This window comes from Helcobacillus sp. ACRRO, assembly GCF_022347125.1.
Lineage (GTDB): Bacteria > Actinomycetota > Actinomycetes > Actinomycetales > Dermabacteraceae > Helcobacillus > Helcobacillus massiliensis.
Genome location: NZ_JAKRNG010000001.1, coordinates 111,627 through 138,113, shown reverse-complemented (window position 1 = coordinate 138,113; position 26,487 = coordinate 111,627). Strand labels below are relative to the sequence as shown.

The following is a 26,487-nucleotide window of genomic DNA, read 5'->3' as shown; positions in this document are numbered from 1 at the left end:
GTCCATCATCCGTCACACGTCAGATTGGATTCCCTCACCATGGCAGGTAAGAACATCCTGTTCGGCAAGGATCCCGCCTTCCGCGAAGGCGGCGGGCAGTACGCCCCCGCGCCCCAGTACAACCAGGCCTTCGGCCAGCCCCAGCAGGGCTACGGCCAGCCCCAGCAGGGCTCGCCGGAGCAGCTCAACCAGATGTTCATGCAACCCGCCGCGACCGGACACGACACCGGCCGCGTCAGCTACCGCGACATCATGAACGCCCTGACCGCCACCCTCGGCACCATCATGCTGATCGCCGCCGTCGTGATGGCGATCCCGGCGGTCGTCGGCGCCGTCGCCGGGGAAGATGCCGAGATGGCTGTGCGCGGCCTGCTGTTCATCGCCACCATCATCGGCCTCATCGGCTCCCTGATCTTCGGCATCTGGGGCTCCTTCAAGCGCCGCGGCAGCGCCCCGCTCACCATGGCGTACGCCGTGTTCGAAGGCCTGCTGCTCGGCGGCATCAGCTCCACCTTCGAGATGATCTACCCCGGCATCGTCTTCCAGGCGGTCCTGGCCACCCTCGCCGTGGTCGCCTCCATCCTCGTGCTGTTCCGCATGGGCAAGCTGCGCTCCAGCCCGAAGCTCACGAAGATCTTCTTCGTGGCGTTGGGCGCGTACATGATCTTCAGCCTGGTGAACCTGGCTCTGATCATCTTCACCCAGACCAACCTGCGCTACGGTGACTTCTCGTGGCTCGGGCTCGCGGTCGGCGCGTTCGCCGTGCTGCTCGCCTCCTACAGCCTGGTGCTGGACCTGGAGGCCGCCCAGATCGCCGTCAACAACGGTGCAGAGCGTTCCATCGCGTGGCGCGTGGCCCTCGGCCTCGCCCTCACCGTGGTGTGGATGTACATGGAGATCCTCCGCCTTCTGTCGATCCTCAGGGACTGACCATCCCCCATTGGAGGCCGGCCGACGGGGTCCGATGCGCGCCAGTGCGTCGGGCCCCGTTCCCTGTCCTCATGAGCTGAGAGGCCCCGCGCCGTGAACGAACTGATCGCCGCCGTGAAGCCGGCCGTCACCTGGCTGATCGATGCGCTCCCGGTCATCCTGCTGATCATCGACGCCGCCCTGCGCGTCACCGCGCTGATCGTGGTTCCGCGCAACCGACGCCCCGGCTCCGCCATGGCCTGGCTGATGACCATCATGGTGTTCCCCATGCTGGGCTTCCCCCTCTTCCTGCTGCTGGGCCGCGCCCAGCTGCCGCGCAAGCGCCGCGCGAAGCAGAAGATCCTCAATCGCCTCGCCCGCGCACGCGCCGAGGACATCCCCGACGCCCACATCGACCCGGAGCAGCCGTCCTGGCTGCAGTCCGCCGTGGACCTCAACCGCGAACTCGGCGCGTTCCCCCTCACCAGCGGCAACGACGCCGACCTCGAGATCGACTACGAGGAGTCGATCCGCCGCATGACCGCGGACATCGACAGGGCCGAGGACACCGTGCACGTGCTCTTCTACATCATGGTGCTCGATCACGTCACCGAGGACTTCATCGCCGCCCTCGCCCGTGCCCGTGCCCGCGGCGTCCGCGTGCGCGCCCTCTACGACTTCTGGGGAACCGTCACTCACTTCACCCATTACCGGAGGATGAAGCGGTTCTTCCGCGACCACGACATCGAGAACTACTCGATGATGCCGATCCGTCCGTTCCGCGACGGCGCCCTGCAGCGCCCCGACCTGCGCAACCACCGCAAGCTCGTGGTGGTGGACGGCCGCATCGGCTGGATGGGGTCGCAGAACATGATCGCCCGCCACTACAACAAGCGCGGCAACATCCGCCGCGGCCTCAAATGGCAGGAGACCATGGTGCGCTTCCGCGGACCGATCGTGGCGGAGATCAACATCCTGTTCGCCACCGACTGGTTCTACGAAGCCAGTGAGCAGATCACAGAGGCGGAGCTGATGCCCCCCGGCGGGATCGACGACGAATGCGGCACCTACGAATGCCAGGTGGTGCCGTCCGGTCCCGGCTACGTCGCCGAGAACAACCTGATGCTGTTCAACCACCTCTTCTACAACGCGGAGCGGAAGATCGTCGCTGTCTCCCCGTACTTCGTGCCGGACGAGACGATGCTGCAGGCCCTCATCGTGGCGGCGCGCCGCGGTGTCGAGATCGAACTGTTCGTCTCCGAGATCGGGGACCAGTTCCTCGTGTTCCACGCCCAGCGCTCCTACTATTCGGCGCTGCTGGAGGCGGGAGTGACGATCTGGATGTACCGCAAGCCGTACATCCTGCACGCCAAGCACGTGTCCGTGGACGAATCGGTCGCCGTGATCGGCTCCTCCAACATGGACATCCGCTCGTTCTCGCTGCAGATGGAGTCCTCCATGATGGTGGGGGACAACGGCTTCCTCACGAAGCTGCGCGCAGTGGAGGACGAGTACCGGCAGAACTCCCGTCAGCTCACCGTCGAGGAATGGGAGTCCCGCTCCTGGGCGGTCAAGGTCATCGACAACATCTGCCGCCTCGCATCCGCCGTGGTGTGAGCGTCACTTCGCCGTGAAGGTCTTCTGCGCCTGCTCCATGGCCGCCACCGAGTCCTTGTCCGCCGTGTTCGCCACGGTCAGCAGCGTGTAGCTCTTCTTCGATCCCTTCAGCACCGTGGACACCACCGTCAGCGTCACCGGATCGCCCGTGTCGGAGTCGGTGAGCTCAATGGTGGCGGTGGAGCGGAACCCGTCGGCCCCGTTGAGGCTGACCGGCTCCGTGGCGCGGTCCGTGACCGAGTGCCCGCGCGCATAGTCGTCCAGCGGCAGGGAGGAGGCGATCATGCAGTCCACCATGCGTTCCGCGGCCTGCTCATCACCGGGGTAGTCGATGCCGGGCTGCCAGGCGGTCTGCCCGAGCTGCACGAACGACGGCCACTGCTTGTGCTTGCCGTACCCGGCGCGGTAGCTGATGCTCCCCATGAACGGGCCGCGCGGGCGCATCAGACTCCTATCGAACGCGCCGCCCCAGTCGCTCGGCACGGTTGCGGTGCTGTCCTGGCTGGACAGCGTGCCGGACTGCGATACCTTCGGGTTCGAATCGTTGCGCAGGTAGCAGTACAGGGCGGTCACCTCGCCCGTCGTCGGCGGGGGAGCGCTCGAAGACGGCGATGCCGACGGGGAGGTGGGCGACGCCGTCGGCGACGGGTCGGGCCGGCCGGGGAAGCCGAGGATGAGGCCGCCGATGGTCAGGACGAGGACCGCGGCGATGGCGAAGGCGATACCGCCGACCAGCAGCGGTTGCGGGCGGGCGGTTGAGCTCATGGTGTCCCCTCATCGACGATCGGTTCGTCCTGATTCTGCCATGACAGCGGGGCCGGCGGGGCGGGCAGACCCACCCGTCGGAACACCCAGTCAACGGGCACCGCCCCGGGTAGTGTGGACGGAGCGCGGGCGAGCCGCGCCCGAGACCGCGTCCGCACCCCGTGAAAGGCACCGCAGCCCACCGCCATGCCCACCAGCCAGCACCTCGCCGCCCAGGACCTGTCAGCCCGCCTCGACCCGATGCGTCAGGCGGCCCCGCTCGTCCACTGCCTCACCAACACGGTCGTGCAGACCGTCACCGCGAACGCGCTGCTCGCTGCCGGAGCCGCTCCCGCCATGGTGGACCACCCGGAGGAGGCGGGAGTGTTCGCCGGCGTCGCCGGGGGCGTCCTCATCAACACCGGCACCATCGCCCCGCACCAGGTGCAGTCCATGCCGATCGCCGCCCGCGCCGCGAACGACGCCGGCGTGCCCTGGGTGCTCGACCCGGTCGCCGTCGGCTTCCTCCCCGTCCGCACCGGCCTCGCCGCCGACCTCCTGGAGCTCGGCCCCACCGCCATCCGCGGCAACGCCTCCGAGATCGCCGCGCTCGCCGGCATGGGGGAAGGCGGCCGCGGTGTCGACTCCGTGGACTCCAGTGAGGATGCGATCCCCGCCGCCGCTGAACTCGCCCGCCGCACGGGCGCCGTGGTCGCCGTCTCCGGCGCCCGCGACATCATCGTGTGGGTCGAGGAGGCCGACGGGGCCAGCACCGGCGAGGTCCGCACCCTCGCCATCGACTCCGGCAGCGACCTGATGCCTCGCGTCATCGGCACCGGCTGCGCGCTCGGCGCCCTCGTCGCCGCCTACCTCGCCTCCGTCGCCGGCGAGGGGCCCAGCGCCCGCCTGCGGGCAGCGGCCGTCGGCGCCGCCCACGCCCACAGCTCCGCCGCCGGCCGCATCGCCGGCCGCACCCACCAGCAGCCCGGCTCCTTCGCCGTCGGCTGGATGGACGCCCTGTCCACCGTCGACTCCGCCGCCCTCATCGACGAGGTGAGCGTCAGTGAGCTCTGAGCAGCGCCGCCCCTCCCGCGAGCGGGCCGCCAGTGCCGACTGGGCGCTCTACTTCATCACCGACACCGCCCTCGCCGGCGGCCCCGACCAGGTCGTGCAGCAGGTGCGCGACGCCATCGACGGCGGCGCGCACGTCATCCAGGTGCGCGACAAGCACCTCGATGACGCCGCCTTCCGCGACCTCGCCGCAGCTGTCGCCGCTGCCGCCCGTGAGAAGGGCGAGGAGGTGGGCCGCCGCATCGACGTGTTCGTCAACGACCGCGTCGGCATCGCCGCGGAGCTCGGCCTGCACGTGCACGTCGGCCAGGGCGATGAGGACCCCGCCGCGGTCCGTGAGGCCGTCGGCCCCGCCGCCATGATCGGCGTGTCCTGCTCCCGCCGCGAGCACCTCGAGGCGGCGATCGCCGCCGGCCACTGCGACGTGGTGGGCCTCGGCCCCGTCTGGGCGACCCCCACCAAGACCGACGCCGACACCCCGCTCGGCACCGACGGCCTCGCCGCGCTCGCGGCCCGCGCCCACGAGGCCGGGCTGAAGGCCGTCGCGATCGGCGGGATCACCGCCCGCACCGCCGCCGACGTCGCCGCCACCGGGGTGGACGGCGCCTGCGTGGTCTCCGCCATCGCCGGGTCCGACGACCCCGCCCTCGCCGCCACCTTCGTCCGCCGTGAATTCGTGATGAACCAACCCCTGGAGTGACACCTATGCGCCCGCCCATCGCCCTCACCATCGCCGGCAGCGACCCCTCCGGCGGTGCCGGCATCCAAGCCGACCTCAAGACCTTCTCCGCCCTCGGCGTGTACGGCACCGCGGTGATCACCGCGCTCACCGCCCAGAACACCGACGGCGTCACCGGCGTCCACGTCCCGTCCGCCGACTTCGTCAAGGAGCAGCTCACCACCCTCCTCGACGACGTCATCATCGACTCCACCAAGATCGGCATGCTCGCCAACACCGATGTCGCCAGCGCCGTCGCCGACGTCATCGAAGCGCGCCGCGAGGACTTCGGCACGATCGTGCTGGACCCCGTCATGGTCGCCACCTCCGGCGACTTGCTGCTCGACGAGGAGGCCGCTCGCGTCCTCGCCACCCGCCTGCTGCCGCTCGCCGACGTGGTCACCCCCAACATCCCCGAAGCGGCGTTCCTGCTGGAGCAGAACCCGGCGACCTCCGCGGAGGAGATGCACACCCAGGGCGAGGCCCTGCGCGGCCTCGGCGCCCGCACCGTCCTCGTCAAGGGCGGCCACCTACGCGGCTCCGAAGTGGTCGACGTGTTCGTCCACGAGCACGGCACCGAGCTGCTGCGCGGCGTCATGTTCGACACCCGCAACACCCACGGCACCGGCTGCACCCTCTCCAGTGCCATCGCCGCCCAGTTCGCTCGACTCGCCGCCACCGAGCACGGCGACGACCTGACCGTCATGGCCTCCGCCCGCGAATTCCTCGCCTCCGCCATCGAGCACGCCATCGACTGGGAGATCTCGAAGAAGCCCGAGACCGGGCACGGTCCCACCAACCACCTCATCACCGTCGGGAGCGATCGCCTGTGACCACCGAGACGACCGAGCATCTGCAGCCCGCCGGGGAGCACACGGCCCGCATGTGGGAGCAGACCGCGGACATCCGCGCCCGCATCGAACAGCTGCCGTTCCTCACCCAGCTGGCCGACGGGACCCTCGACCCCGAGAAGTTCGCGTACTACATCGGCCAGGACACCCACTACCTCGACGACTACCAGCGCGCCATGCTGCTGATCGCCGCCCGTGCTCCCATCGCCGAGGAGATGCGGTTCTGGGCGAAGTCCGCGGTCGGCGCCATCGCCGAGGAGAAGGAGATGCACAAGGCGCTCTCCACCGATCGGACGCTGCAGCAGTTCGACCTCACGAACGTCCAGAAGGCCCTGCCCACGTTCGCGTACGGCTCGTACCTGGTCGCCTCCGCCGCGACCGATCCGTATCCGGTGGCGGCCACCTCGGTGCTTCCCTGCTACTGGATCTTCGCCGACGCCGGCCGCCGCCTCGCCGCCACCGCCGCCGTGGTGAAGGAATCCGGCGCCGACCACCCCTACGCAACCTGGGCGCACGCCTACGGCGACGAAGGGTTCCAGTCCATCACCGGGCAGGCCATCGCGATCGTGGAGCGCGCCCTCACCGACGCCACCGCCGCTGAACGCGACGACGCGATGGAGGCGTTCCGCCGCGCCACCCGCCTGGAGGAGCTGTTCTGGGAGGCGCCGATGGGCGGCGAGGACATCCGCCGTGTCGTCTGAGACCGTGCCGACGGGGACGCACTCCGTGGAGGCGACCGACGCCGGCCGCGACATCACCCGATTCGCCGATCACCGCACCGGCACCACCAAGGAGCAGCCATGACAGCCCCGAACCGCCCCGCCCTGCCCTCCGCCGACGGCACCGAGGATCCGCACCTGTGGCTCGAAGACGTCACCGGTGAGGACGCCCTCGCCTGGGTCACCGACCGCAGCCGCGCTACCGAAGCCGGGCTCGACCAGAACCCCCTCACCGCGCAGCTGCACGGCGAGATCCGCGACATCCTCGACGCCGCCGACCGCATCCCCGCCGTGGTGAAGCGCGGCGAGCACCTCTACAACTTCTGGACCGACGCCGACCACGAGCGCGGCCTGTGGCGGCGCACCACCCTCGAGCAGTTCCGCAGCGACGACCCCGAGTGGGAGGTCCTCCTCGATCTCGACGCCCTCAGCGCCGAGGAGGACCGCACCTGGGTGTTCCACGGCGCCCAGCTGCTGCGCCCCGCCGACGGTGAGCCGTGGCGCCGCGCCCTCATCTCCCTCTCCGACGGCGGCAGCGACGCCGACGAGACCCGCGAGTTCGACCTCGTCACCCGCGACTTCGTGCCCGCGGACCAGCAGCCGTTCCACCGTCCCGCAGCGAAGGGCTCCATGTCCTGGATCGACGAGGACACCGTATGGGTCTCCACCGACTTCGGTGAGGACACCATGACCACCTCCGGCTACCCCCGCCAGGTGCGGCTCCTGCAGCGCGGCCAGGCGCTCGAGGACGCCGCGCTCGTGCACGAAGCCGACCCCACGGACATGGTCGTCGCCGCCGTCCACGACTCCACACCCGGCTACGAACGGGACTGGGCGGTCACCATGCACGCCTTCTACTCCAACACCACCTACGCGGTGGACCGCACAGAAGCGCCGCCACGCCTCAGCGCCATCGACAAACCGGACGATGCCACCTTCTCCGCCTGGCGCGACATCGCCGTGTTCGACCTCCGCTCCGACTGGGAAGTGGGCGATGAGGTGCACCCGTCGGGCTCCCTCCTGGTGGCTCCCGCCGATGACGTCCTGCGCGGCGACTTCACCCCCACCGCGCTGTTCACCCCGACCGCCACCTCCTCCCTGCAGGGCCTGACCATGACCCGCAGCTGCCTCATCCTCACCATCCTCGAAGACGTGCAGCACCGCCTCGAAGTGCTCCACCGCGACGAGGACGGCGCCTGGGTCCGCGAAGACCTCTTCAACGAGCTCAGCGGCACCATCAGCGTCGCCGCCGTCGACTCCGACGTCTCCGACGACATCTGGGTCACGGTCGAGGACTTCATCACCCCCACCACCCTCATGCTCGCCGACCTCGCCGGCGTGCCCACAGGGGAGGGGCCCGGCGACCTTGAAGTCATCAAGTCCACGCCTGCTCGCTTCGAGGCCGACGGGCTCCAGGTCACCCAGCACTTCGCCACCTCCGAGGACGGCACCCGCATCCCCTACTTCGAGGTCTCCGCCGCGGACGATGCGGACCCCGAGGACGGCGAGGCACCCGTCGGCCCCGCCCCGACGCCCACCCTGCTGTACGGCTACGGCGGCTTCGAGATCTCCATGACCCCCGGCTACGCCGCCGCCGTCGGCCGCGCCTGGCTGCAGCGCGGCGGCACGTACGTGGTCGCGAACATCCGCGGCGGCGGCGAATACGGGCCCGCCTGGCACCGCGCCGCCCTGCAGGAGAACCGCCACCGCGCCTACGAGGACTTCGCTGCGGTGGCCCGCGACCTCATCGACCGCGGCGTCACCACCAGTGACCAGCTCGCCGTCCGCGGCGGCTCCAACGGCGGCCTCCTCACCGGCAACATGCTCACCCAGTACCCCGAGCTCTTCGGCGCCGTCGTCATCCAGGTGCCGCTGCTGGACATGAAGCGCTACAGCCACCTGCTGGCCGGCGCATCCTGGATGGCCGAATACGGCGATCCCGACACCGACGACTGGGAGTTCATCCGCACCTTCTCCCCGTACCACCTGCTCTCCGAGGACGTGGACTACCCGGAGACGTTCGTGCTGACCTCCACCCGTGACGACCGCGTCCACCCGGGGCACGCCCGCAAGTTCACCGCCGCCCTCGAATCCCTCGGCGCCCCCGTGCGCTACTGGGAGAACGTGGAGGGCGGGCACGGCGGCGCCTCCACCTCCGACCAGACCGCCCGCATGAACGCCCTCATGTACACGTTCCTGTGGGAGACCATCGGGATCAGCAGGAAGAGCTGAGGCCATGGACGCTCAGGACCGCGCCAGCGCCGACGAATGGCTCTCCAGCCGCAACGACGTGATGACGGTGTACCGCGACGCCGTCGACGACGACCGCGACCACCTGTTCCCCCTGCGGTACGTCCGCGCCGGCTACGAATCCGGCTACCCGCCGATCATGATCCTGCCCGGCGGCCCGGGCGTCGCCTCCGTGTTCCCCTACGAACTGGTGCGCCGCCTCGGCGCCTCCAAGGGCATGGACATCCTCATGATGGAGCACCGCGGAGTCGGCATGTCCCGCTCCGACGCCCGCGGCACCGACCTCCCCCTGGACGCGATGCGGGTGAACGCCGTCCTCGAGGACATGCTCGCCGTGCTCGACCACGCCCGCATCGAGAAGGCCGTCCTGTACGGCACCAGCTACGGCGGCTACCTCGCGCAGCGCTTCGCCCTTGCCCACCCCGACCGGGTGCACTCCCTCGTGCTGGACTCCCCGTTCACCTCCGTGGCCGACGAAGCCGCCCAGCAGCACGCCCTGCGCTCCCTGTTCTGGTACGGGGAGAACGTCCGCACCGAATCCGTCGCCCGCGTGATCCGCCGCCTCGTCGAGGACGGCACCATCCCGGTCGAGGAGTCCGGGCCCGTCATTGCCGCCGTCCACCAGTACGGCGGCCTCAGCTCCGTGCGCGACATCGTGGACCTCCTCGTGCTCGGCCGCGGCCGCCTCACCTGGACGTCCGTGTACCAGGCGCTCGCGGCGACCGAAGCGCTGCCGTCCACCCCGTTCGTGCTGGAGCGCGACCTCGTGGACCGCATCGCCTCCACCGAACTCGGCTTCGGCCACCTCGCCGACGGGCAGCCCCTGGACCCGCTGGCCCTCACCGCGCTGCGCGCGAAGGAGTACGAGCCGTTCGCGGGGGAGGCGTTCGACCTCGAACGGGAGCGCACCGCGATCACCGCCCCCACGCTCGTCATCACCGGGGAGCGGGACCTGATGATCCCCGCCTCCCGGTCCCGCCTCGCCGCCGAACAGATCCCCGGTGCCCGGTTCCTGTCCGTTCCGGGCCTCGGGCACAGCCTGCTGGACTCCCATGCACAGCTCGCGCTGATGGCGGCGATGTGGACCGCCGCCGGCGCCATCGACCCGTTCCTCGAGAAGGACACCAGCAGCCTCAAGCGCATCCCCGTCAACGAGCTGATCGCCCGCGGCATCACCGCTGCGCTGCTGGCGGAGCGGCACTCACCGGTCAGACTGTGGGCGGGACGCAGGCGCGGGCCGCTCCCACCCCTGAGGAGCTGACTGCTGGCACCACACTGAGTAGCGGTCATTGCTGAACCGCTGCTCGAAGACGGTGTTCCAGCGGTCCTCCAGCCACACCTGCTGCTGGGCGGGGGACTGGTTCAGCACCCACTGGTCCACCAGGGCGCAGTACGGGGCGCGCTGGTTCGGGCCGTGCAGCCACTGCACCTGGTGGTCCACGGTCAGCGGCGCGAGCGTGGAGATGTCCGAGGCGACCTGTGTGCCCGGCGGCAGAGCCGCCATCGCTTCGCGCGCCTGCTGCGCCTGCTCACTGACGGACCACCGGTCGGGCTCCGCGAGCTGCAGCACCGGCATGGTGGGACCGGCTGCGCCCGTGATGACCGTGGCGAGGGCCGCGAGCCCCAGGGGGAACGCCGCCGCCCTGGGCTGCAGGACCCACCGGGGGATGCGGTGCGCCCACGCGGGGGAGGAGGAGCGCAGGCGGTCCGCGAACCGCGCGATTTTCGGCAGCGCGTCCAGCAGGGCGGCGAACGCGATCGGCATCAGCACGGCGCTGTAGTGCCACGTCCAGCCCCAGTAGTGCTCCACGTTCCCGGTCATCCGCCACGCCAGGGTGGGCAGCGCCAGCAGCACCAGCGGGGAGCGCAGCCCCACCACCCCGGTGGCGAGGATCAGCAGGCCGACGGTGGCCCACTTGATCGGGGGTCCGAACACGTCCAGGGCACTGCCGATGTTGTCGGTGTAGTCGAACTGCCCCTGCGGGTTCAGCGCCGGCAGGATCAGCAGCGTGGACAGCAGGAACCAGAAGACGCCCCACAGGGTCAGGCCGGCGCCGATGGTGAAGTCGCGGCGGGCGGCGATGTCCGCGTCCGAGCCGAAGCTGAGGGCGAGCCGCTTGACGGTGTTGGCGCGTCGGCCCGCTTCAGCGGACCGCTCCTGCAGCTCGCGTGCGTCCATGAGGGCTCGCACCGCGATGATGAGCCCGAGAACCGTGACGGTGAGGCCGAGGTCCTCCTTCACGAACACCAGCAGGCCCGCCCAGATCGCGGCGGTCATCATCCGGTGGCGGAGGTAGGCGGTGAGGGAGAGGGCGAGCAGCGGCACCGCGAACGCGATCTCGTGGAACTGCACGATGTGCGCGGACTGCAGCCCGAAGGAGAACACGTACACGAAACCCGCCATCAGGCCGATCGTGCGGCCGAGCCGGTCGATCGCGAGGCGGGTGAGGGGGACGGCGCTGGCGGCCAGCAGCAGGGCCTGCAGCACCATCAGCGTGAGTGGTGAGGGGAACAGCGCCCACACCGGGCCGAGGAGGATCAGGATCGGGTGGAAGTGGTCGCCGAGGAGGTTGAAGTCATCGCCCTTGATCGGCACGATCGGGGCGGACCCGCGGGCGTAGGCGGACGCGAGGGAGGAGAAGATGCCGAGGTCCCAGCTGGGGAAGTCGAATCGTCTCCACTGCTGGACCGACAGGGCCGTGTAGGCCAGGGCGGCGAGCAGAGCGGGGAGCATCGCCAGGAGGCGGTCGCGGGCGGCGGCCGGACGCACAGAGGACCTGTGAGAGTGCGGAGAGTCAACCATTTCGTGACATTCTGGCACGGGCTTCGCCGGGTGGACAGGGGGCCTGTGGGCGAATCGTCGTTTCGGGATCGCAGCGGGACTTCTCGGGCCTTCCGAACATGCGAATGGGCCGCACCCCAGAGGATGCGGCCCATTGAGGCGCAGGGTCGGCTGCGCGGTTCAGATGCGGGCGGTCAGCCCTCCTTGCCGACCTTCGACAGCGCCACCCAGGTGTCCACCACGGTGTCCGGGTTCAGCGACATCGTCTCGATGCCCTGCTCCATCAGCCACTCGGCGAGATCCGGGTGGTCCGACGGGCCCTGGCCGCAGATTCCCACGTACTTGCCGGCGTCGCGGCAGGCGCGGATGGCGCGCTCCAGCATGAACTTCACGGCCGCGTTGCGCTCGTCGAACGCGTCGGCCACGAGACCGGAGTCGCGGTCGAGGCCGAGGGTCAGCTGCGTCATGTCGTTGGAGCCGATCGAGTAGCCGTCGAAGTGCTCGAGGAACAGTTCCGGCACCACAGCGTTCGAGGGGACCTCGCACATCATAATGACCTCGAGGCCGTTGTCGCCGCGCTTCAGGCCGTTCTCGGCGAGCAGGTCGGTGACTGCCTTCGCCTCCTCGGGGGTGCGGACGAACGGGATCATGACCTTGACGTTGGTCAGGCCCATCTCGTCGCGCACGTACTTGATGGCGTCGCACTCCATCTTGAAGCACTCCGCGAAGTCCTCCGACAGGTAGCGGGAGGCGCCGCGGTAGCCCAGCATCGGGTTCTCCTCGTGCGGCTCGTAGCGCGGGCCGGCGATGAGGTTCGCGTACTCGTTGGACTTGAAGTCGCTCATGCGCACGATCACGGGGTTCGGCGCGAACGCCGCCGCGATCGTGGAGACGCCCTCAGCGACGCGCTGCACGAAGAAGTCGCGCGGGGTGTCGTACGCCTCGATGAGGCCGCCCACCTGCTTCTTCAGGTCCGCGGGCAGGGAGTCGAACTCCAGCAGGGCGCGCGGGTGGATGCCGATCTGGCGGTTGATGATGAACTCCAGGCGGGCCAGGCCCACACCGGCGTTGGGGATGCGGGAGAAGGAGAACGCCTGCTCCGGGGTGCCCACGTTCATCATGATCTTCGTGGGGATCTCCGGCATGGCGTCCAGGGACGTCTCGGTGACGTCGAAGTCGAGCATGCCCTTGTACACGTAGCCGGTGTCGCCCTCGGCGGCGCTGACGGTGACCTCGTCGCCGACCTTCAGGTCGCTGGTGGCGGAGCCGGTGCCGACCACGGCGGGGATGCCGAGCTCACGGGCGATGATGGCCGCGTGGCAGGTGCGGCCGCCGCGGTTGGTGACGATCGCGGAGGCGCGCTTCATAATCGGCTCCCAGTCGGGGTCGGTCATGTCCGCCACGAGCACCTGGCCGGGCTCGAAGTCGTGCATCTCGTCGATGGAGTTGAGGATCGCGACCTTGCCGGCGCCGATCTTCTGGCCGATGGCGCGGCCCTCGATGAGCACCTCTCCGGAGTCCTTCAGCTTGAAGCGCTGGATGGCGCCGCCCTTGGCGCGGGACTGCACGGTCTCCGGGCGGGCCTGCAGCACGTAGAGGCCGCCGTCGGCCCCGTCCTTGCCCCACTCGATGTCCATCGGGCGCTTGTAGTGCTTCTCAATGGTGACGGCGTGGCGGGCGAGCTGCTCCACCTCGGCGTCGGTGAGGGACAGCTTCGGGCGCTCCGCCTTGTCGACGTCGACGAACTCGGTGGTCTTCCCGACCGTGGCGTCGTCGGTGTAGATCATCTTGGTCGCCTTCGCGCCGACGGAGCGCTTCAGCACCGCGGGGCGGCCCGCTTCGAGCGCCGGCTTGTAGACGTAGAACTCGTCGGGGTTCACAGCGCCCTGCACCACGCCCTCACCGAGGCCGTACGCGGAGGTGATGAACACGGCGTCGTCGAAGCCGGACTCCGTGTCCATGGTGAACATGACGCCGGAGGCGCCGATGTCGGAGCGGACCATCTTCTGCACACCAGCGGACAGGAGCACGTCGGTGTGCTCGAAGCCGTGGTGGACGCGGTAGGCGATGGCGCGGTCGTTGTAGAGGGAGGCGAACACCTCGCGGATGGCGGTGAGGACCGCGTCGATGCCGCGGACGTTGAGGAAGGTCTCCTGCTGGCCGGCGAAGGAGGCGTCGGGCAGGTCCTCAGCGGTGGCGGAGGAGCGCACCGCGAAGGACGCCTCCTCGCCGGAACCCGCGGCGAGCTCGTCGTAGGCGGTGCGGATGTCCTCTTCGAGGTCCTTCGGGAAGTCCTGGGTGATGATCGCGTCGCGGATCTTGGCGCCGCGTTCGGTGAGCTGGCGGGTGTTCTCGGTGTCGAGGCCGTCGAGGAGCTCGTCGATCTGGCCGGCCAGGCCGGTCTCTTCGAGGAAGCGGCGGTAGGCGTCCGCGGTGGTGGCGAAGCCGTTGGGCACGTTCACGCCGAGGTCGGCGAGGTTCTTCACCATTTCGCCGAGGGAGGCGTTCTTGCCGCCCACCTGGTCGACGTCCGACATGCCGAGTTCGCTGAACCAGCGCACGTTGGTGTTCGTCATAGAAATGACTCCTTCGTCTTTCTTGGTGCTCTCAGTGGTGGGTCCTGTGCGCAAGCCGCTGCAGGATGATGGCGGACATCTCCTCCACGGATTTTGCCGAGGAATCTACCACGGGGATGTTGTTCTTCTGGAACAGTCGCCGCGCGGAGGACAGCTCGAAGTTGACCTGCTGCAGCGAAGCATATCGGGAGCCCTGGCGGCGCTCTTCGCGCACGGCGGCGAGGCGCTCGGGGGAGGAGATGAGACCGAACAGCTTCGGGCCGAGGTCCTTCAGCGGACGCGGCAGGTGATCGGTCTCGAAGTCCTCATCGACCAGCGGATAGTTCGCGACGAACAGCCCGTGCTGGAGGGCGAGGAACATGGAGGTCGGGGTCTTGCCGCAGCGCGACGGGGCCACCAGGATGACGTCGGCCTTCTCCAGGGCGCGCAGGGACTGGCCGTCGTCGTGCTCGATCGCGAACTCGATCGCCTGCATCCGTCGGTAGTAGGAGTCCATGTTGCCCACACCGTGCAGCTGGGACCGCAGGGAGGAGGAGCACACGCCGAGGGCGTTCTCCACCTTCTCCATGTGCGTCTCGAACAGGTCGATGATGGGGGCGCGGCACTCCACCAGCTGGCTGCGGATGTCGCGGTCCACGGCGGTGGAGAACACCAGTGGACCCTCCCCGGCCTCAACCAGGTCGTCGATCTCCTGGACGATCTGGTGCGCTTCCTCCGGGTTGGAGATGAAGGGGATGGTGGTGCGGTCGAACTTCAGGTCGGGGAACTGCACCAGCAGGGCGTTGCCCATCGCTTCGGCGGTGAGGCCGGTGGAGTCGGACAGGAAGAACACCGGGATGCGGCGCTTGTCGGCTTCGGGGCCGGCGCCTGGGGTGTCGGTGGACATGGTGCGGTGCTCCTCAGGGTGCGCGTCATTGCGGCGGGGGTGCCTTGAACATACCGCCTTTGGGTGCATGGACCCGGAGAACGGGCCGCTGGTTACGCGAGCATCACACCGGACACGGCCGACCCGCCCGTGCGTGACCGATTGAGTGCGCAATCGTCCAGCAGGGCGGGCCGGGTGCGGGCCGACGGGATCAGCGGCGCAGCAGCAGGGTGCAGCACTTGATGGAGCCGCCGCCCTTCAGCAGCTCCGGCAGGCCCACGGCGTGGGTGCGGTAGCCGGCGTCCTCCAGCTGACGGTCCAGGTCGGTGAGGCGGTCGGAGACCACGAGGTCGCCGCCGGTGCCGAACATGTTGAGGCCGAGCACCTCGGCGTCGGCGGCGCTGGCGTGGATCGCGTCCGGGAAGCGCTGATCAAGGAGCTTCAGGGACGGCTCATCGAACGCCTCCCGCAGGAACGCGACGTTCGGCCCGTCCTGCCCCTCGGCGCCCTCCAGCACGGTGAGGGCGGTGTCGAGGTGGTAGAAGCGCGGGTCCACCAGACGCAGCGACAGCACCTCGCGGTCGAAGATCCGGCGCAGTTCGTCATGGGATTCGATGGTGGAGCGCAGGCCCCAGCCGGCGAGGATCGTCTCGCCGGCCATCAGCATGTCGCCTTCGCCCTCGTTGACGTGCTTCGGCTCGAAGACCTCGAAGCCGTGGGCGTCGAACCAGTCCATGTAGGCGGGGCCCTCGTCCACGCGCTCGGGGAAGGCGAACTTCGCTCCGTAGGCCTTGCCGTCGAGGGTGAACCCGCCGTTGGCGGCGTACACCATGTCCGGCAGACCCTCGACCTGGTCGATCAGCTCGATGTCGTAGCCGAGCTCGAGGTACTTCTCGTACAGCTTCTGCCATTCGGCGACGGCGATCTCCGCCTTCGCTCCCGCGCTCGGGTCCATCCAGGGGTTGATCTGGTAGCTGACGTCGAAGTGGGTGGGGCGGCACATGAGGATTGTTGTCATAGGACACATTGTGACAGCGGCCGCGCGCAATTGTTCCGTATCCGACGCACGTTCCGAGCGTCTTTTCGGACATCGGCGCTACGATCATGCGCATGGATCAGATCGATGCTCGTGTGATCGGTGAGCTCAAGGCCAACTCCCGCATCGGCTACGCCGACCTCGGTGACGCCGTCGGCCTCTCCGCCTCGGCCGCGAAGCGCCGCGTGGACCGCCTGGTGGAACGCGGCATCATCACCGGCTTCACCATCACCCTCAGGTCCGAACGCAGCGCCACCACCACCGAAGCAGTGGTGGAGCTGTTCTGCCGCGGCACCGTCCCGCCTCAGGCCCTTGCCCGCGCCCTCTCTCAGGTGCCGGAGGTGGTGGAAGCATCCACCGTCACCGGCGAGGCGGACGCCCTCGTCACACTCCGCGCCCGCAGCGTCAGCGACCTGGAGACGGCGCTGGAGAAGGTCCGCGACCTCCCGAGCGTGGACCACACCCGCAGCGCCGTCATCCTCTCGCGCGTCATCGAATCACGCTGAGGCGGAGAACTTCTCGTCCACGAAGTCGGCGACCTTGAGCGGCTCGCTGTAGGACACCTGCTTCGCCTCCATCCACACCGCCTGCATCGCCTCCAGCTGCTCCGGCTGCGGCGCCAGGTTCGGCAGGTAGGTGTACATCGGGGAGGCCTTCAACACCTCGATCTTCTGGCCGGTGGCGTCCGCGAGGATCTGGTACACCTCGTCGGTCTGGGGGCCGTCGGCCGAGAGCTGCTGCGCCCCCTCGGTCAGTGCGGTGAAGAACTTCTGCGCCGTGTCGCCGGCCGCGAAGTCCTCGGAGAACATCACGCCGGTGCCGGTGACGCCCTTCGCCGGAACAGCGATGGGGGAGGCGATGCCGGCCTCCTCCATCGCCGAGGAGAAGGGGGCCGACGGGGTCGCCGCATCGATCGAGCCGTTCTCCAGCGCCGGCTGCTGGTCCGGGGTGGCGAGGTTGACGGCCTCGACGTCGTTCAGGGTCAGGCCCGCCTCCTTCAGCATCGCCGCGAGCAGGTAGCCGCCGGTGGCGCCGGGCCCGCCGGCCACACCGATCTTGCGGCCCTTGAGGTCCTTGACGTCCTTCACCTCACCGGAGTCCAGCAGCTTCTGCGACACCTCCAGGGCGGTGGGGGAGTTCTCGATGTCGCCGGGGGAGATGCCCATGGATCCGGCCACGGTGAACTTCACGCCTGAGTGCAGGGCGTTGAACATGCCGGCGGAGAACCCGGCGCACATGACGTCCAGCTGGTTGTTCGCGAGCATCGGCACACCGTCCTGGCCGGACTTCAGCGGCACCAGCTCGAGGGTGAGGCCGGCGTCGGCGAACTTCTTCGTCGCATCCGCCACGTACAGGGGCGCGAACAGGGACGACGGCAGGTGCCCCACGCGGATCGTGGAGGACCCGTCGGCCCCCTTCCCCTTGCCGGTGACGGCGGGGCCGCAGGCGGCGAGGGCGGCGGCAGCGGTGCCGGCGGCGGTGGCGGTGAGCAGAGAGCGGCGGGACAGAGCAGTCATGGCAGGTGGGGCCTTTCAGAGCGGGTCAGCAGGTGGATGCGGGGCGGGTCAGCGGCGGCGCCAGGGCAGCAGCAGTGTTTCGGAGCGGGTGATGACGAAGGTGAGGGCGGCGCCGATCACGCCGATCACCACCAGCCCCACGTACAGCTTCTCCGGGATGAACAGCTGCCAGGAGTTCCAGATCAGATAGCCGAGACCGGTGGTGGACGCACCGGTGAACTCCACCGCGGTGATCACCACCACGGCGGTGCCGGTCGCGGTGCGCAGACCGGAGAACACGAACGGCAGCGCGCCCGGCAGGATCACGTGGCGGAATCGGTTGAACCCGCGGGCGCCGTAGGCGCGCCCCGCTTCGTGCAGCTTCGGGTCGATCGCCCACACACCAGAGACCGTGTTGATCTGAAGGATGAAGAACGTCGTGATGAACACGGCCAGCAGCTTCGGCACCTCCGTGGGGCCGAAGATCATCAGCAGGATCGGAAAGATCGCAATCTTCGGCAGCGGGTACAGCGCAGCGAACAGGGGACCGAGGGCGGCGTTCAGTGCGCGTGAGGAGCCCATCAGCAGGCCGACCACCACACCGGCGACCGCGCCGAGACCGCCGCCGACCAGCAGACGCGCGAGCGTCGGCCCGGCGTGCGACCACAGCTCGCCGCTGGCGGCCATCTCGATGCCGGTCTGCAGGATCCGGGTCGGGGCGGGGAAGAACCGCGGGTCGATGATGAGGGCGCGGGCGCACACCTCCCACAGGACGAGCAGGAGGACGGGGCTCGCGATCGCGAGGGCCAGGTCCCGTCGGCGCAGGCGCGCCTCCTTCGTCCGCTGGGCCCGGACGGCCGCCTCGGTGCGGTCACGGCGTGTGGTGCTCATCGGTCGGCTCCTTCCGCGGCGAGGGCGTCGTCACGCAGCGACTCCCAGATGTGCGAACGCATCTCGGTGTACTCCGGGGAGCGTTCGATGTCATGGCGGCGGGGCCGCTCGAACGGCACCGCGAGGTCCTCCTTCACCCGCCCCGGGCGGGCCGACATCACGAGGATCCGGTCGCTGAGCAGGATCGCTTCGTCGATGTCGTGCGTGACCATCAGGACGGTGGTGCGCTCCGCCTCCCACAGGGCCAGCAGCTCCTCCTGCATCAGCATGCGGGTCTGGGCGTCGAGCGCGCCGAGCGGCTCATCCATCAGCAGCAGCGGGGACCCGGTCGCGAACGCGCGCGCGATGGCGACGCGCTGCCGCATCCCGCCGGACAGCTGGTGCGGGTAGGCGGTGGCGAACTGCTCGAGCCGCACCCGCTGGATCCAGTCGTCGGCGATGCGGCGCCGCTCCGCCTTCGGCATCCCGGCCATCTTCAGGCCGAACGCGACGTTGTCCCGCACCGTCATCCACGGGAACACTCCGTGCTCCTGGAACACGAAGGCCGACGGTATCGTCTCCACCGTCCCGGTGGTCGCCTCCTCCAGGCCGCCGACGAGGCGCAGCAGCGTCGACTTTCCGCCACCGGAGGGACCGACGATGCAGGTGAACGACCCGGGCTCCAGGTCGATGGAGACGTCCTCCACCGCCCACGTGGTGGTCGGTCCGGACACGAACGCCTTGGACAACTCGGTGGTGCGGACAGCTGGGGCTTCGGGCATCGATCGATCTCGCAGAGGGTGCAGTGGGGCGGTCAGGGACGTCGGGGATTGCTGACATCGTAGACGTCCGCCCGCTCAGGCGCGCATCGGTACCATAACCGCATGTCCCAGCGCCGCTCCGTCACCGTCGAAGCCGTCGAGATCCCCACCGATATCGAGGCCCTGCCCGGTCGCCTCTTCCGCCCCGACGGGACCGGTGACGCCCCCGGCATCGTGCTGCTGCAGGAGATCTTCGGCCTGTCCGAGTACGTCCTCGACCGCGCCTCGGACCTCGCCGCCGCCGGGTACGCCGTGCTCGTGCCGCAGCTGTTCGCCCGGCTCGACCCGCCGATCACCGCGATCGACGAGAGCATCGGGATGGAGGCCGCTCTGCCGGAGGCGATGGAGCGCACCGGTGAGCTCGACTGGGGACGCGCCGTCGCCGACGGCGTCCACACCTTCCACGCGCTGCGCGGCACCGACGGAGTCCGCCATGACGAGGTCGCCGTGATGGGCTTCTGCTACGGGGGCGGACTCGCGTTCACCGTCGCCGCCCAGTCCGCGCGCGACGGCGCCGCCCCCGCCGCCCTGATCGCGTTCTACGGCTCCGCGCTGCCGGACCTGCTGGACCTCGCCGCCGAGGTCGACATCCCCAGCCTGCACGTGTTCGGCACCGCCGACACCTTCATCCCGATGGACCAGGTGGAGCGCATCCGGGAGGCCGTCACCGCCGACGGGATCCGCGACCAGGTCGAATTCCACCTGCATGAGGGCGCCGGGCATGCCTTCGACAACCCGCACCCGATGTTCCACCACGAGCAGGCGTCCCGGGACGCGTGGTGGCAGATGCTGGAGTTCCTCACCCGTCGGCTGCCCCTCTGACCTACAGCCCCAGCACGACCTTCGCGATCACGAAGTAGATGACGAGGCCGGAGGCGTCCACGAAGGTGGAGATGAACGGGTTGGAGAACACCGCCGGGTCCACCTTCAGCGCCCGCGCAATGATCGGCATGACACCGCCGACGGACGCCGCCACCGAGCACAGCGCCACTAGGGTCAGGCCGATCACCAGGCCGATCATCGTGCTGTAGAACAGGCCCGCGATGACGAACCCGAGGGCGCCGAGCAGCACGCCCAACAGCAGGCCGGTGCGCAGCTCACGGGAGAACACCCGCAGAACGTCACGCGGCTCCACATCGTCCAGGGCGAGGGCGCGCGTCACCGTGGTGGCGGCCTGATTGCCCATGTTGCCGCCGATGCCGATCAGCAGCGGTACGAACAGCGCCAGCACCGTCACCTGCTCGATCGTGGACTCGAACACCTCCAGCACCTGCACCGTCAGCGTCGCGCCGACCGCCAGCACCAGCAGCCACACGATGCGGGTGCGCACCAGGGCCCGGATCGGGGTGGACAGGTACGGTCGGTCCAGCGGCTCCGTGCCGCCCTGACGGGCCGTGTCCTCATCCTCCGCGCGCTCCACAATGCGGGCCGCATCATCGAGCGTCATGATGCCGACCACGCGGTTCTCCAGGTCCACCACGGGCGCCGCGAGGATGCCCTGCGTGGCGATGCGCCGCGCTGCCGACTCCTCATCGAGGCCCGCCGGCACCGTGATCGCCTCCCGCATCAGCTCACCGATCAGGGTGTCCGACGGCGCACCCAGCAGGGCCCGCATCGAGACGACGCCCTGCACCCGTCGGCCGTCATCGAGCACGGGCAGCAGATACACCGTCTCCGCGTCCTGGAGCCGCGCGGTGATCCGCAGCATGGTCTGCGCAACCGTCAGCTCCGGGTGCGTGGACACGAACTCCGGGCTCATGCGGCGCCCCGCGGTGCCCGGCGCATACCCGAGGATCGCGTCGGTGACGCGGCGCTCTTCGGGGGAGAGGCCGTGCAGCAGCTTGGTCGCGACCGAGGCCGGCATCTCCTCCAGCAGCCACACGCGGTCGTCCGGGTCGAGTTCCTCGAACAGCTGCGTGACATCGGTGCTGCGCATCCCGGTCACGATCTCCGCGCGCAGCGCCGGGTCCAGCGAATCGAACACGATCGACGCGCGGTCCTTTCGCAGCAGCCGGAACGTCACCGCCCGCGTCTTCGGCGGGAGGCGCTCGAGGACCCGCGTCACCTCCGCCGGCGACAGCGGATCGGTGAGGGCGGAGACTTCAGCGAGGTCGTCGGCTGCGACAGCGCGGCTGATGCGATCGGTGCAGGTGAGGATGTCCGTGGCCACGGCCCGATCCTAATGGCCCTAGTGGTCGCGCCAGTACGGGTCCGAGCCGTCCTCCACGATCGCTGCGGTCACATCGTCCACCACCACGGCCTTCTGCTCGGCGGTCATGGTGCGCTGGTCCGGCTGGTTCTCCAGCTCCAGGGCGCGCTCGGCGGGGGAGCCGGCCGCCACAGCGGAGCCGACGGAGCCCGGGACATCGTCACCGCGCAGCGACGCGCCCGCCGTCTCCGGCATGAAGAACACCGCCACCAGGCCCACCACGCAGGCGAGCACCATGTAGAACGCCGGCACCAGCAGGTTGCCGGTCTCCGCGATGGCGAAGTCGTTGACGTACGCCGCGGTGCCGCCGAACAGGGACGTGGCGACGTTGTAGGTGATGGCGAACCCGGCGAACCGCGCCTTCGTGGGGAACATGGCGGGGAAGGTCGCGGTGATGGTCGCGAGCTGCGGGATGTACAGCAGGCCCAGCACGGCGAAGCCCACCATGGCGAGGATGAAGCTCTGCCCCATCAGGTAGAACATCGGCACCGCCAGCAGCGCGAGCCCGCCCATGGAGAAGTACCAGGAGCGTTTGCGGCCGAACCGGTCCGAGGCGGCGCCCGCGAACGGAATGCACGCCATCATTATCACCTCACCGACCAGCACGATCAGCAGGCCCTCCTGCGCCGGCAGGTTGATCTGCTGCTCCAGGTAGGTCGGCATGTACGCCAGCAGGGTGTAGTTGACGATGTTCAGCGCGGTGACCAGGCCCGTCATCACGAGCATGGCGCGCCAGTGGCGGCCGATGAGGGCGAAGAGGCCGGGGGCGTCCTGCGCGGGGCCGTCCGCGGCAGGGGCCTCCTGCGCCTCCTCGAACACGGGCGATTCGTCCAGCTTGGTCCGCAGATACAGGCCGATGAAGCCCAGCGGCGCCGCTACCAGGAACGGCAGGCGCCAGCCCCAGGAGGACATGAACTCCGGGGTGGTGAACGTTTCGAGTCCGAGCATGATGGCGGTGCCGAGGGCGAAGCCGCCGAGTGTGCCGAACTCGAGGAACGAGCCGAAGAAGCCGCGGCGGTTGTCCGGCGCGTACTCCGACATGAAGGTGGCGGCGCCGCCGTACTCACCGCCGGTGGAGAATCCCTGGATGAGCCGCAGCAGCACCAGCCCGATCGGGGCCCAGATGCCGATGGTGTCGTACGCGGGCATCAGGCCGATCGCGACGGTCGCCAGCGACATCATGATGATCGTCAGCGCCAGCACCTTCTTGCGGCCGAGCCGGTCGCCGAGCGGTCCCCAGACCAGGCCGCCGATGGGGCGGGCGAGGAAGGAGATCGCGAATGTGGCGAGGGTGAGCAGGCGGGCGTTCTCGAACGGTTCGAAGAAGTGGGCGGCGATGTAGCTGGTGGCCACGGCGTAGACGCCGTAGTCGTACCATTCGGTGGCGTTGCCGAGTGCGGAGGCGGCGGTGGCCCTCCTGACTGCGGCGGGGTCCGTGTGATGGTCGGGGGCGAGGCGGGAGTATCGGCGTCGCTTCATCCCGGGTCGGTGGTCTCTGCTGGGAACGGCTGACATAGCTGGTCCTTCCGCGGCCCGCCGCGGCGGGACTCTCCCGGCGGCGTGCGCGTCTACGCTAGGGAGACCCTGGTGTGATCTCCACCTCGTTCATGATGTGGACCACCCATCCCACGGTTCGGCACCCGTCGGCCCCTACGCTGGAGGCATGACCACCACTGCCCCGCGCCATTCCTCGCGCACTCTGCCGTACCGCCCCCTCGTCGTCGTCACCGGTGCCTCCGCCGGCATCGGGGAGGCGATCGCCCGACGCTTCGCCGCCGAGGGCGCTCGCGTGGTCCTCCTGGCCCGCCGCGCCGACCGCCTCGACACCCTCGTCGCCGAGATCGGCCGCGACACCGGCCGCTCCGGCGACGTCGACTCCTACGCGGTGGACCTCGCCGACGCCGGCGCCACCGCCGACGTGTGCCGCGCCATCCTCCACGACCACGGCACCCCCGATGTCCTCATCAACAACGCCGGCGCCGGCCGCTTCCTCTCCATTGAGGAGACCAGCGTGGAGGAGGCGCACGCCCAGATGGACCTGCCGTACTTCGCGGCGTTCCACATGACCCGCGGACTCATCGAACCGATGATCGCGCGCGGCCGCGGCGTGGTGTTCCAGATCAACTCACCGGTCGCGATCACGGCGTGGCCGGGCGCCGTCGGCTACGCCGCCGCCCGCGGGGCGATCCGCGGCTTCACCGCGGCGCTGCGGCAGGACCTGCACGGCACGGGTGTGCGGGTGGGGTCGCTGACGCCCACGCGCGTCCACTCCGACTACTTCGACGCCAACCCCGACTCCGTGGACCGGGTGCCGAAGGTGGAGGCGCTGGTCGGCACCATGACGCCGGAGGAGGTGGCGGAGACGACGCTGCGGGCCGTCCGCACTCGGCCCGGCCGCGACTCGTTCGCGCCGTGGCGCTGGTCGCTGTTCGCGCCCGTCGCGGCAGCGGTGCCGGCGCCGTTCGAGTGGCTGTTCCGCGTCACGGGGCACAAGCGGGTGCGCTGAGGCGCGCTCAGGCGAGCGCGCAGGCGACCCCGTTGAACCCGTGGTTGCAGTAGCCGAGCGGGTTCTTCGCCAGGTACTGCTGGTGGACCGGTTCAGCGTAGAAGAACTCGCCGGCGCCGGTGTCCGTGAGCGCTGACAGCTCCGTGGTGATCCTCCCCGCGCCCGCAGCGGTGAGCGCCTGCTGGTAGATGGTGAGGGAGGCGCGCACGGTCTGCTCCTGGGCAGGGCTCGTCCAGTAGATCGCGGACCGGTATTCGGTGCCGACGTCGTTGCCCTGCCGATTCTCAGTGGTGGGATCGTGCTGCTGCCAGAACTGTTCGAGGATGCGCTTCAGCGTGGCGTCGCCGCCGGTGTAGCGGACGATCACCGCTTCGGTGTGACCGGTGCGGGCGCTGCACACCTCCTCGTAGGTGGGGTGCGGGGTGTGCCCGCCGGCGTACCCGGCGGCGGTGGAGTGCACGCCGTCGATCTGCCAGGCGACGCGTTCGATTCCCCAGAAGCATCCGCCGGCGAGGATGATCTCCTCGGCATCGCCCGGGGCGTCGGCGCCGAGCATGTCGGTGGACAGCACGACGTGCTCGCGCGCGAGCTCGTACGGGTAGGAGTCGCGACCGGGCAGGGCGTCCTCGGCGGACACCATGACCTTCTTGTGCGCGTTGATGAGATCCATGATCTGCCACATGCGCCCCAACCTACCGACCATGCCCCGTGGGTGCGTCAAGGGTCCACCGCTGAGGGCGAACAGCCGGGGTTGTCAGCGTCATCGGGGTGGCTGCGCCGCCACGCGGCCAGCCAGACGCGGGCGTCGTGGGCGCTGAGCAGGTCGACGTCATCGGTGGCGGTGACGGCGGTCCGGTCGGTGCCGATGGTCCATTCTGTTGCACCGGGTGAGCGTCCGGGCCGCGGCGGACGCGTCCGCTTCGGGTCGATCAGCTTCGCCGTCTTCACCTGGTGGTGCCGGCGGCACAGCAGGTGCAGGTTCTCCAGGTCGGTGCGGCCCCCGTCGGCCGGGGAGTGGTGGTCGAACTCCTCGATGTGGTCGGCTTCGGAGCGCTGCGCAGTCCTCCGGGTGCATCCCGGGGCGGCGCAGAGGACGTGCCGCATCCGCAGGTGGCGCAGCATCTCGGTGGACGGCTTGTAGCGGTCCGCCTTCAACGGCAGGATCGCGCCTGATGCGGGATCGGTGAGGATCCGCATCCAGGTCGCCGAACGCCCTGCGAGATCGCGGGCCATCGCCACGGGGATGGGGTGGATCCCGTCGATCATTCCGCCCACGTGGGACTGGCCGAGCAGACTCAGCGCCGGGACCTGCACGAACAGCTGGAAGCGCGGGGTCGTGGCCTCGGCGCCGTCGAGACTGAACTCGGCGCGGGACATCAGCAGGGACCGGATCATCGCGCGCGGCATCGGGATGCCGGATTCGGCGACCTCGCCGTCGATGTCGAGCGGGATCCGGTCACCGGACTCGAGTGCGGCGGCCTGTGCGCGCTGGACATCCTCGGCAGCGCGGTCGAGGCGCTTGATCATGGACACCATCTCGGGGACTGAGCCGTCCACCTGCACGGTCATGGTGCCGGGCTTGTCCGGCGACGGCGGCAGCAGCCGGACGTCCTGCACCGGCGCCGGCGGGGTGTCCTCATCGAGTTCGCGGAGGTAGGCCGCGAGCTCGCGGATCGCCTTGTCCACCTTCTCGGGCTCGCCATCGAACTCCCACTCGGCGATGAGCGGGTCGGCGAGGGCGAGGGTCTCCGCGGAGACAGCCCGGGTGGAGAACAGCAGGTAGTCGAACTGTGCGGCGGTGAGCTCGCCGCGCTCCAGGCGGGCCAGCGCGCCCGGGAGGCAGGTGGCGGCGCGGTGCGCACCGTCGAGGGCGCGACCGGCGCGGATGATGGAGCAGTTCAGGGCAATGCCCACGCGGATCTCGGCGAGCTCGGCAGCGAGGCGGGCCTCGTCACCGCCGTCCTGCTCCACGTACAGGCGGGCGAGAAGGCGGTAGTCCGCGGCTGCTTCGCGAGCGCGTGCGACGGTCCGCTCCCGCACAGCGCTCAGAGCCGCGAAGTCGGTCTCCGTGAGCGGGGTCGTCGAGGCGGACGCTGCAGCGGGGGAGAGGACGCGCTCGCGATCGAGCTGCTGCGCCATCGGCATGGTGCGGCGCGGGCCCCGGGGCTGGCGGCGCGGGCGCTTCGGCTTCTCGGGCTCATCAGCGATGCGTTCGGCGGACATTCCTCCCCCCTCTCCACGGCGTGCGCACGTGCGCGGCTCCGGCGTCACACGAGTCGGGGCCCCATGAGGGACGGGTGCGCCGGCCGTGACGCCGATCGGTGCGGATGCCGAGGGAGAGAGGGGCATCCATGTGTTCTATCTGCTACTGTATCGAACAGTCGTTCGAGAAGTCAAGGGGGTTGATCGCATGTGTTCGAACAGGGAGGCGTCGGTGACCCGTGCCG

At 69.7% G+C, this 26,487-nt stretch carries 23 protein-coding genes; 11 read left to right on the top strand and 12 right to left on the bottom strand.

Annotated features, from left to right (window positions below; genetic code table 11):
- Positions 1-39: 39 nt before the first annotated feature.
- A complete protein-coding gene (locus MHY20_RS00650) occupies positions 40-930 on the top strand; it encodes a Bax inhibitor-1/YccA family protein (RefSeq protein ID WP_239373827.1) in 891 nt (296 codons plus the stop codon).
- A 93-nt stretch (positions 931-1,023) separates the two neighbouring features.
- The gene (cls, locus tag MHY20_RS00645; protein ID WP_239373824.1) at positions 1,024-2,526 is read left to right on the top strand and encodes a cardiolipin synthase; all 1,503 of its coding nucleotides are present in this window, start codon (positions 1,024-1,026) and stop codon (positions 2,524-2,526) included.
- Between the two features lie 3 nt (positions 2,527-2,529).
- On the opposite strand, the gene MHY20_RS00640 is transcribed toward cls, so the two are convergent.
- Positions 2,530-3,291: a hypothetical protein gene (locus MHY20_RS00640; protein ID WP_239373822.1), complete on the bottom strand. Its 762-nt coding sequence runs from the start codon at positions 3,289-3,291 to the stop codon at positions 2,530-2,532.
- A 186-nt stretch (positions 3,292-3,477) separates the two neighbouring features.
- Here MHY20_RS00640 and thiM point away from each other — a divergent pair, with 186 nt between their 5' ends.
- From thiM to MHY20_RS00610, 6 genes are all read left to right on the top strand, one after another.
- Positions 3,478-4,344: a hydroxyethylthiazole kinase gene (gene thiM, locus MHY20_RS00635; protein ID WP_239373820.1), complete on the top strand. Its 867-nt coding sequence runs from the start codon at positions 3,478-3,480 to the stop codon at positions 4,342-4,344.
- Positions 4,334-5,041, top strand: coding sequence for a thiamine phosphate synthase (gene thiE / locus MHY20_RS00630; protein ID WP_239373818.1), 708 nt, complete (start codon positions 4,334-4,336; stop codon positions 5,039-5,041). The genes thiM and thiE overlap by 11 nt, the downstream gene beginning before the upstream one ends.
- A 5-nt stretch (positions 5,042-5,046) precedes the next feature.
- On the top strand, positions 5,047-5,892 hold the full coding sequence (gene thiD, locus MHY20_RS00625; protein WP_239373816.1) for a bifunctional hydroxymethylpyrimidine kinase/phosphomethylpyrimidine kinase: 846 nt from the start codon (positions 5,047-5,049) through the stop codon (positions 5,890-5,892).
- The gene (locus MHY20_RS00620; RefSeq protein WP_239373814.1) at positions 5,889-6,611 is read left to right on the top strand and encodes a TenA family protein; all 723 of its coding nucleotides are present in this window, start codon (positions 5,889-5,891) and stop codon (positions 6,609-6,611) included. The genes thiD and MHY20_RS00620 overlap by 4 nt, the downstream gene beginning before the upstream one ends.
- A gap of 99 nt (positions 6,612-6,710) precedes the next feature.
- Complete coding sequence (locus tag MHY20_RS00615) at positions 6,711-8,861, top strand: prolyl oligopeptidase family serine peptidase (protein ID WP_239373812.1); 2,151 nt, start codon at positions 6,711-6,713, stop codon at positions 8,859-8,861.
- Positions 8,862-8,865: 4 nt separating this feature from the next.
- Positions 8,866-10,140 carry an alpha/beta fold hydrolase gene (locus MHY20_RS00610; RefSeq protein WP_239373810.1) on the top strand — a complete coding sequence of 425 codons (1,275 nt, stop codon included), beginning with the start codon at positions 8,866-8,868 and terminating at the stop codon, positions 10,138-10,140.
- Here the strand turns inward: MHY20_RS00610 and MHY20_RS00605 are convergent.
- The 4 genes from MHY20_RS00605 to ddaH form a co-directional block, all read right to left on the bottom strand.
- Positions 10,081-11,649, bottom strand: a complete 1,569-nt coding sequence (locus tag MHY20_RS00605) for a DUF2079 domain-containing protein (protein ID WP_239373808.1) — start codon at positions 11,647-11,649, stop codon at positions 10,081-10,083. The genes MHY20_RS00610 and MHY20_RS00605 overlap by 60 nt on opposite strands.
- Positions 11,650-11,855: 206 nt before the next feature.
- Positions 11,856-14,237 (bottom strand): phosphoenolpyruvate synthase, encoded by a 2,382-nt coding sequence (gene ppsA / locus MHY20_RS00600; protein ID WP_183377100.1) that lies wholly within the window; start codon positions 14,235-14,237, stop codon positions 11,856-11,858.
- A 31-nt stretch (positions 14,238-14,268) separates the two neighbouring features.
- Positions 14,269-15,123 (bottom strand): pyruvate, water dikinase regulatory protein, encoded by an 855-nt coding sequence (locus tag MHY20_RS00595; RefSeq protein WP_183377101.1) that lies wholly within the window; start codon positions 15,121-15,123, stop codon positions 14,269-14,271.
- A gap of 190 nt (positions 15,124-15,313) precedes the next feature.
- Entirely contained in the window at positions 15,314-16,129 is an 816-nt protein-coding gene (gene ddaH, locus MHY20_RS00590) for a dimethylargininase (RefSeq protein WP_343217717.1), read from the bottom strand.
- Positions 16,130-16,212: 83 nt separating this feature from the next.
- Here ddaH and MHY20_RS00585 point away from each other — a divergent pair, with 83 nt between their 5' ends.
- On the top strand, positions 16,213-16,644 hold the full coding sequence (locus tag MHY20_RS00585) for an Lrp/AsnC family transcriptional regulator (RefSeq protein WP_239373804.1): 432 nt from the start codon (positions 16,213-16,215) through the stop codon (positions 16,642-16,644).
- Here the strand turns inward: MHY20_RS00585 and MHY20_RS00580 are convergent.
- The 3 genes from MHY20_RS00580 to MHY20_RS00570 are packed head-to-tail and all read right to left on the bottom strand — an operon-like array spanning position 16,636 to position 19,286.
- Positions 16,636-17,655: an ABC transporter substrate-binding protein gene (locus MHY20_RS00580; RefSeq protein ID WP_239373801.1), complete on the bottom strand. Its 1,020-nt coding sequence runs from the start codon at positions 17,653-17,655 to the stop codon at positions 16,636-16,638. The genes MHY20_RS00585 and MHY20_RS00580 overlap by 9 nt on opposite strands.
- 48 nt (positions 17,656-17,703) lie before the next feature.
- The gene (locus tag MHY20_RS00575; protein ID WP_183377104.1) at positions 17,704-18,525 is read right to left on the bottom strand and encodes an ABC transporter permease; all 822 of its coding nucleotides are present in this window, start codon (positions 18,523-18,525) and stop codon (positions 17,704-17,706) included.
- A complete protein-coding gene (locus tag MHY20_RS00570; RefSeq protein ID WP_239373799.1) occupies positions 18,522-19,286 on the bottom strand; it encodes an ABC transporter ATP-binding protein in 765 nt (254 codons plus the stop codon). Before MHY20_RS00570 ends, MHY20_RS00575 begins: the two co-directional genes overlap by 4 nt.
- 102 nt (positions 19,287-19,388) lie before the next feature.
- Between MHY20_RS00570 and MHY20_RS00565 the strand changes: the two genes are divergently transcribed.
- A complete protein-coding gene (locus tag MHY20_RS00565; protein WP_239373797.1) occupies positions 19,389-20,147 on the top strand; it encodes a dienelactone hydrolase family protein in 759 nt (252 codons plus the stop codon).
- Position 20,148: 1 nt separating this feature from the next.
- On the opposite strand, the gene mgtE is transcribed toward MHY20_RS00565, so the two are convergent.
- Together mgtE and MHY20_RS00555 are read right to left on the bottom strand one after the other, a co-directional pair.
- Entirely contained in the window at positions 20,149-21,495 is a 1,347-nt protein-coding gene (gene mgtE, locus MHY20_RS00560) for a magnesium transporter (protein ID WP_183377107.1), read from the bottom strand.
- An 18-nt stretch (positions 21,496-21,513) separates the two neighbouring features.
- Positions 21,514-23,013 (bottom strand): MFS transporter, encoded by a 1,500-nt coding sequence (locus tag MHY20_RS00555; RefSeq protein WP_239373795.1) that lies wholly within the window; start codon positions 23,011-23,013, stop codon positions 21,514-21,516.
- A gap of 184 nt (positions 23,014-23,197) precedes the next feature.
- Between MHY20_RS00555 and MHY20_RS00550 the strand changes: the two genes are divergently transcribed.
- Positions 23,198-24,040 carry an SDR family NAD(P)-dependent oxidoreductase gene (locus tag MHY20_RS00550; protein ID WP_239373793.1) on the top strand — a complete coding sequence of 281 codons (843 nt, stop codon included), beginning with the start codon at positions 23,198-23,200 and terminating at the stop codon, positions 24,038-24,040.
- A gap of 7 nt (positions 24,041-24,047) precedes the next feature.
- On the opposite strand, the gene msrA is transcribed toward MHY20_RS00550, so the two are convergent.
- Positions 24,048-24,722 carry a peptide-methionine (S)-S-oxide reductase MsrA gene (msrA, locus tag MHY20_RS00545; RefSeq protein WP_239373791.1) on the bottom strand — a complete coding sequence of 225 codons (675 nt, stop codon included), beginning with the start codon at positions 24,720-24,722 and terminating at the stop codon, positions 24,048-24,050.
- A gap of 35 nt (positions 24,723-24,757) precedes the next feature.
- Positions 24,758-26,263 carry an HNH endonuclease signature motif containing protein gene (locus MHY20_RS00540; protein WP_239373790.1) on the bottom strand — a complete coding sequence of 502 codons (1,506 nt, stop codon included), beginning with the start codon at positions 26,261-26,263 and terminating at the stop codon, positions 24,758-24,760.
- Positions 26,264-26,487: the final 224 nt, after the last annotated feature.

What these genes read in the sequence shown, in the direction of transcription:
- thiM (WP_239373820.1), top strand. Translation starts at nt 3,478, where the DNA reads ATGCCCACCAGCCAGCACCTCGCCGCCCAGGACCTGTCAGCCCGCCTC.
- ddaH (WP_343217717.1), bottom strand. Translation starts at nt 16,129, where the DNA reads ATGTGTCCTATGACAACAATCCTCATGTGCCGCCCCACCCACTTCGAC.
- MHY20_RS00610 (WP_239373810.1), top strand. Translation starts at nt 8,866, where the DNA reads ATGGACGCTCAGGACCGCGCCAGCGCCGACGAATGGCTCTCCAGCCGC.
- MHY20_RS00595 (WP_183377101.1), bottom strand. Translation starts at nt 15,123, where the DNA reads ATGTCCACCGACACCCCAGGCGCCGGCCCCGAAGCCGACAAGCGCCGC.
- thiD (WP_239373816.1), top strand. Translation starts at nt 5,047, where the DNA reads ATGCGCCCGCCCATCGCCCTCACCATCGCCGGCAGCGACCCCTCCGGC.
- ppsA (WP_183377100.1), bottom strand. Translation starts at nt 14,237, where the DNA reads ATGACGAACACCAACGTGCGCTGGTTCAGCGAACTCGGCATGTCGGAC.
- MHY20_RS00575 (WP_183377104.1), bottom strand. Translation starts at nt 18,525, where the DNA reads ATGAGCACCACACGCCGTGACCGCACCGAGGCGGCCGTCCGGGCCCAG.
- MHY20_RS00585 (WP_239373804.1), top strand. Translation starts at nt 16,213, where the DNA reads ATGGATCAGATCGATGCTCGTGTGATCGGTGAGCTCAAGGCCAACTCC.
- MHY20_RS00570 (WP_239373799.1), bottom strand. Translation starts at nt 19,286, where the DNA reads ATGCCCGAAGCCCCAGCTGTCCGCACCACCGAGTTGTCCAAGGCGTTC.
- MHY20_RS00540 (WP_239373790.1), bottom strand. Translation starts at nt 26,263, where the DNA reads ATGTCCGCCGAACGCATCGCTGATGAGCCCGAGAAGCCGAAGCGCCCG.
- MHY20_RS00565 (WP_239373797.1), top strand. Translation starts at nt 19,389, where the DNA reads ATGTCCCAGCGCCGCTCCGTCACCGTCGAAGCCGTCGAGATCCCCACC.
- msrA (WP_239373791.1), bottom strand. Translation starts at nt 24,722, where the DNA reads ATGTGGCAGATCATGGATCTCATCAACGCGCACAAGAAGGTCATGGTG.
- MHY20_RS00555 (WP_239373795.1), bottom strand. Translation starts at nt 23,013, where the DNA reads ATGAAGCGACGCCGATACTCCCGCCTCGCCCCCGACCATCACACGGAC.
- MHY20_RS00615 (WP_239373812.1), top strand. Translation starts at nt 6,711, where the DNA reads ATGACAGCCCCGAACCGCCCCGCCCTGCCCTCCGCCGACGGCACCGAG.
- MHY20_RS00580 (WP_239373801.1), bottom strand. Translation starts at nt 17,655, where the DNA reads ATGACTGCTCTGTCCCGCCGCTCTCTGCTCACCGCCACCGCCGCCGGC.
- MHY20_RS00550 (WP_239373793.1), top strand. Translation starts at nt 23,198, where the DNA reads ATGACCACCACTGCCCCGCGCCATTCCTCGCGCACTCTGCCGTACCGC.
- MHY20_RS00650 (WP_239373827.1), top strand. Translation starts at nt 40, where the DNA reads ATGGCAGGTAAGAACATCCTGTTCGGCAAGGATCCCGCCTTCCGCGAA.
- MHY20_RS00640 (WP_239373822.1), bottom strand. Translation starts at nt 3,291, where the DNA reads ATGAGCTCAACCGCCCGCCCGCAACCGCTGCTGGTCGGCGGTATCGCC.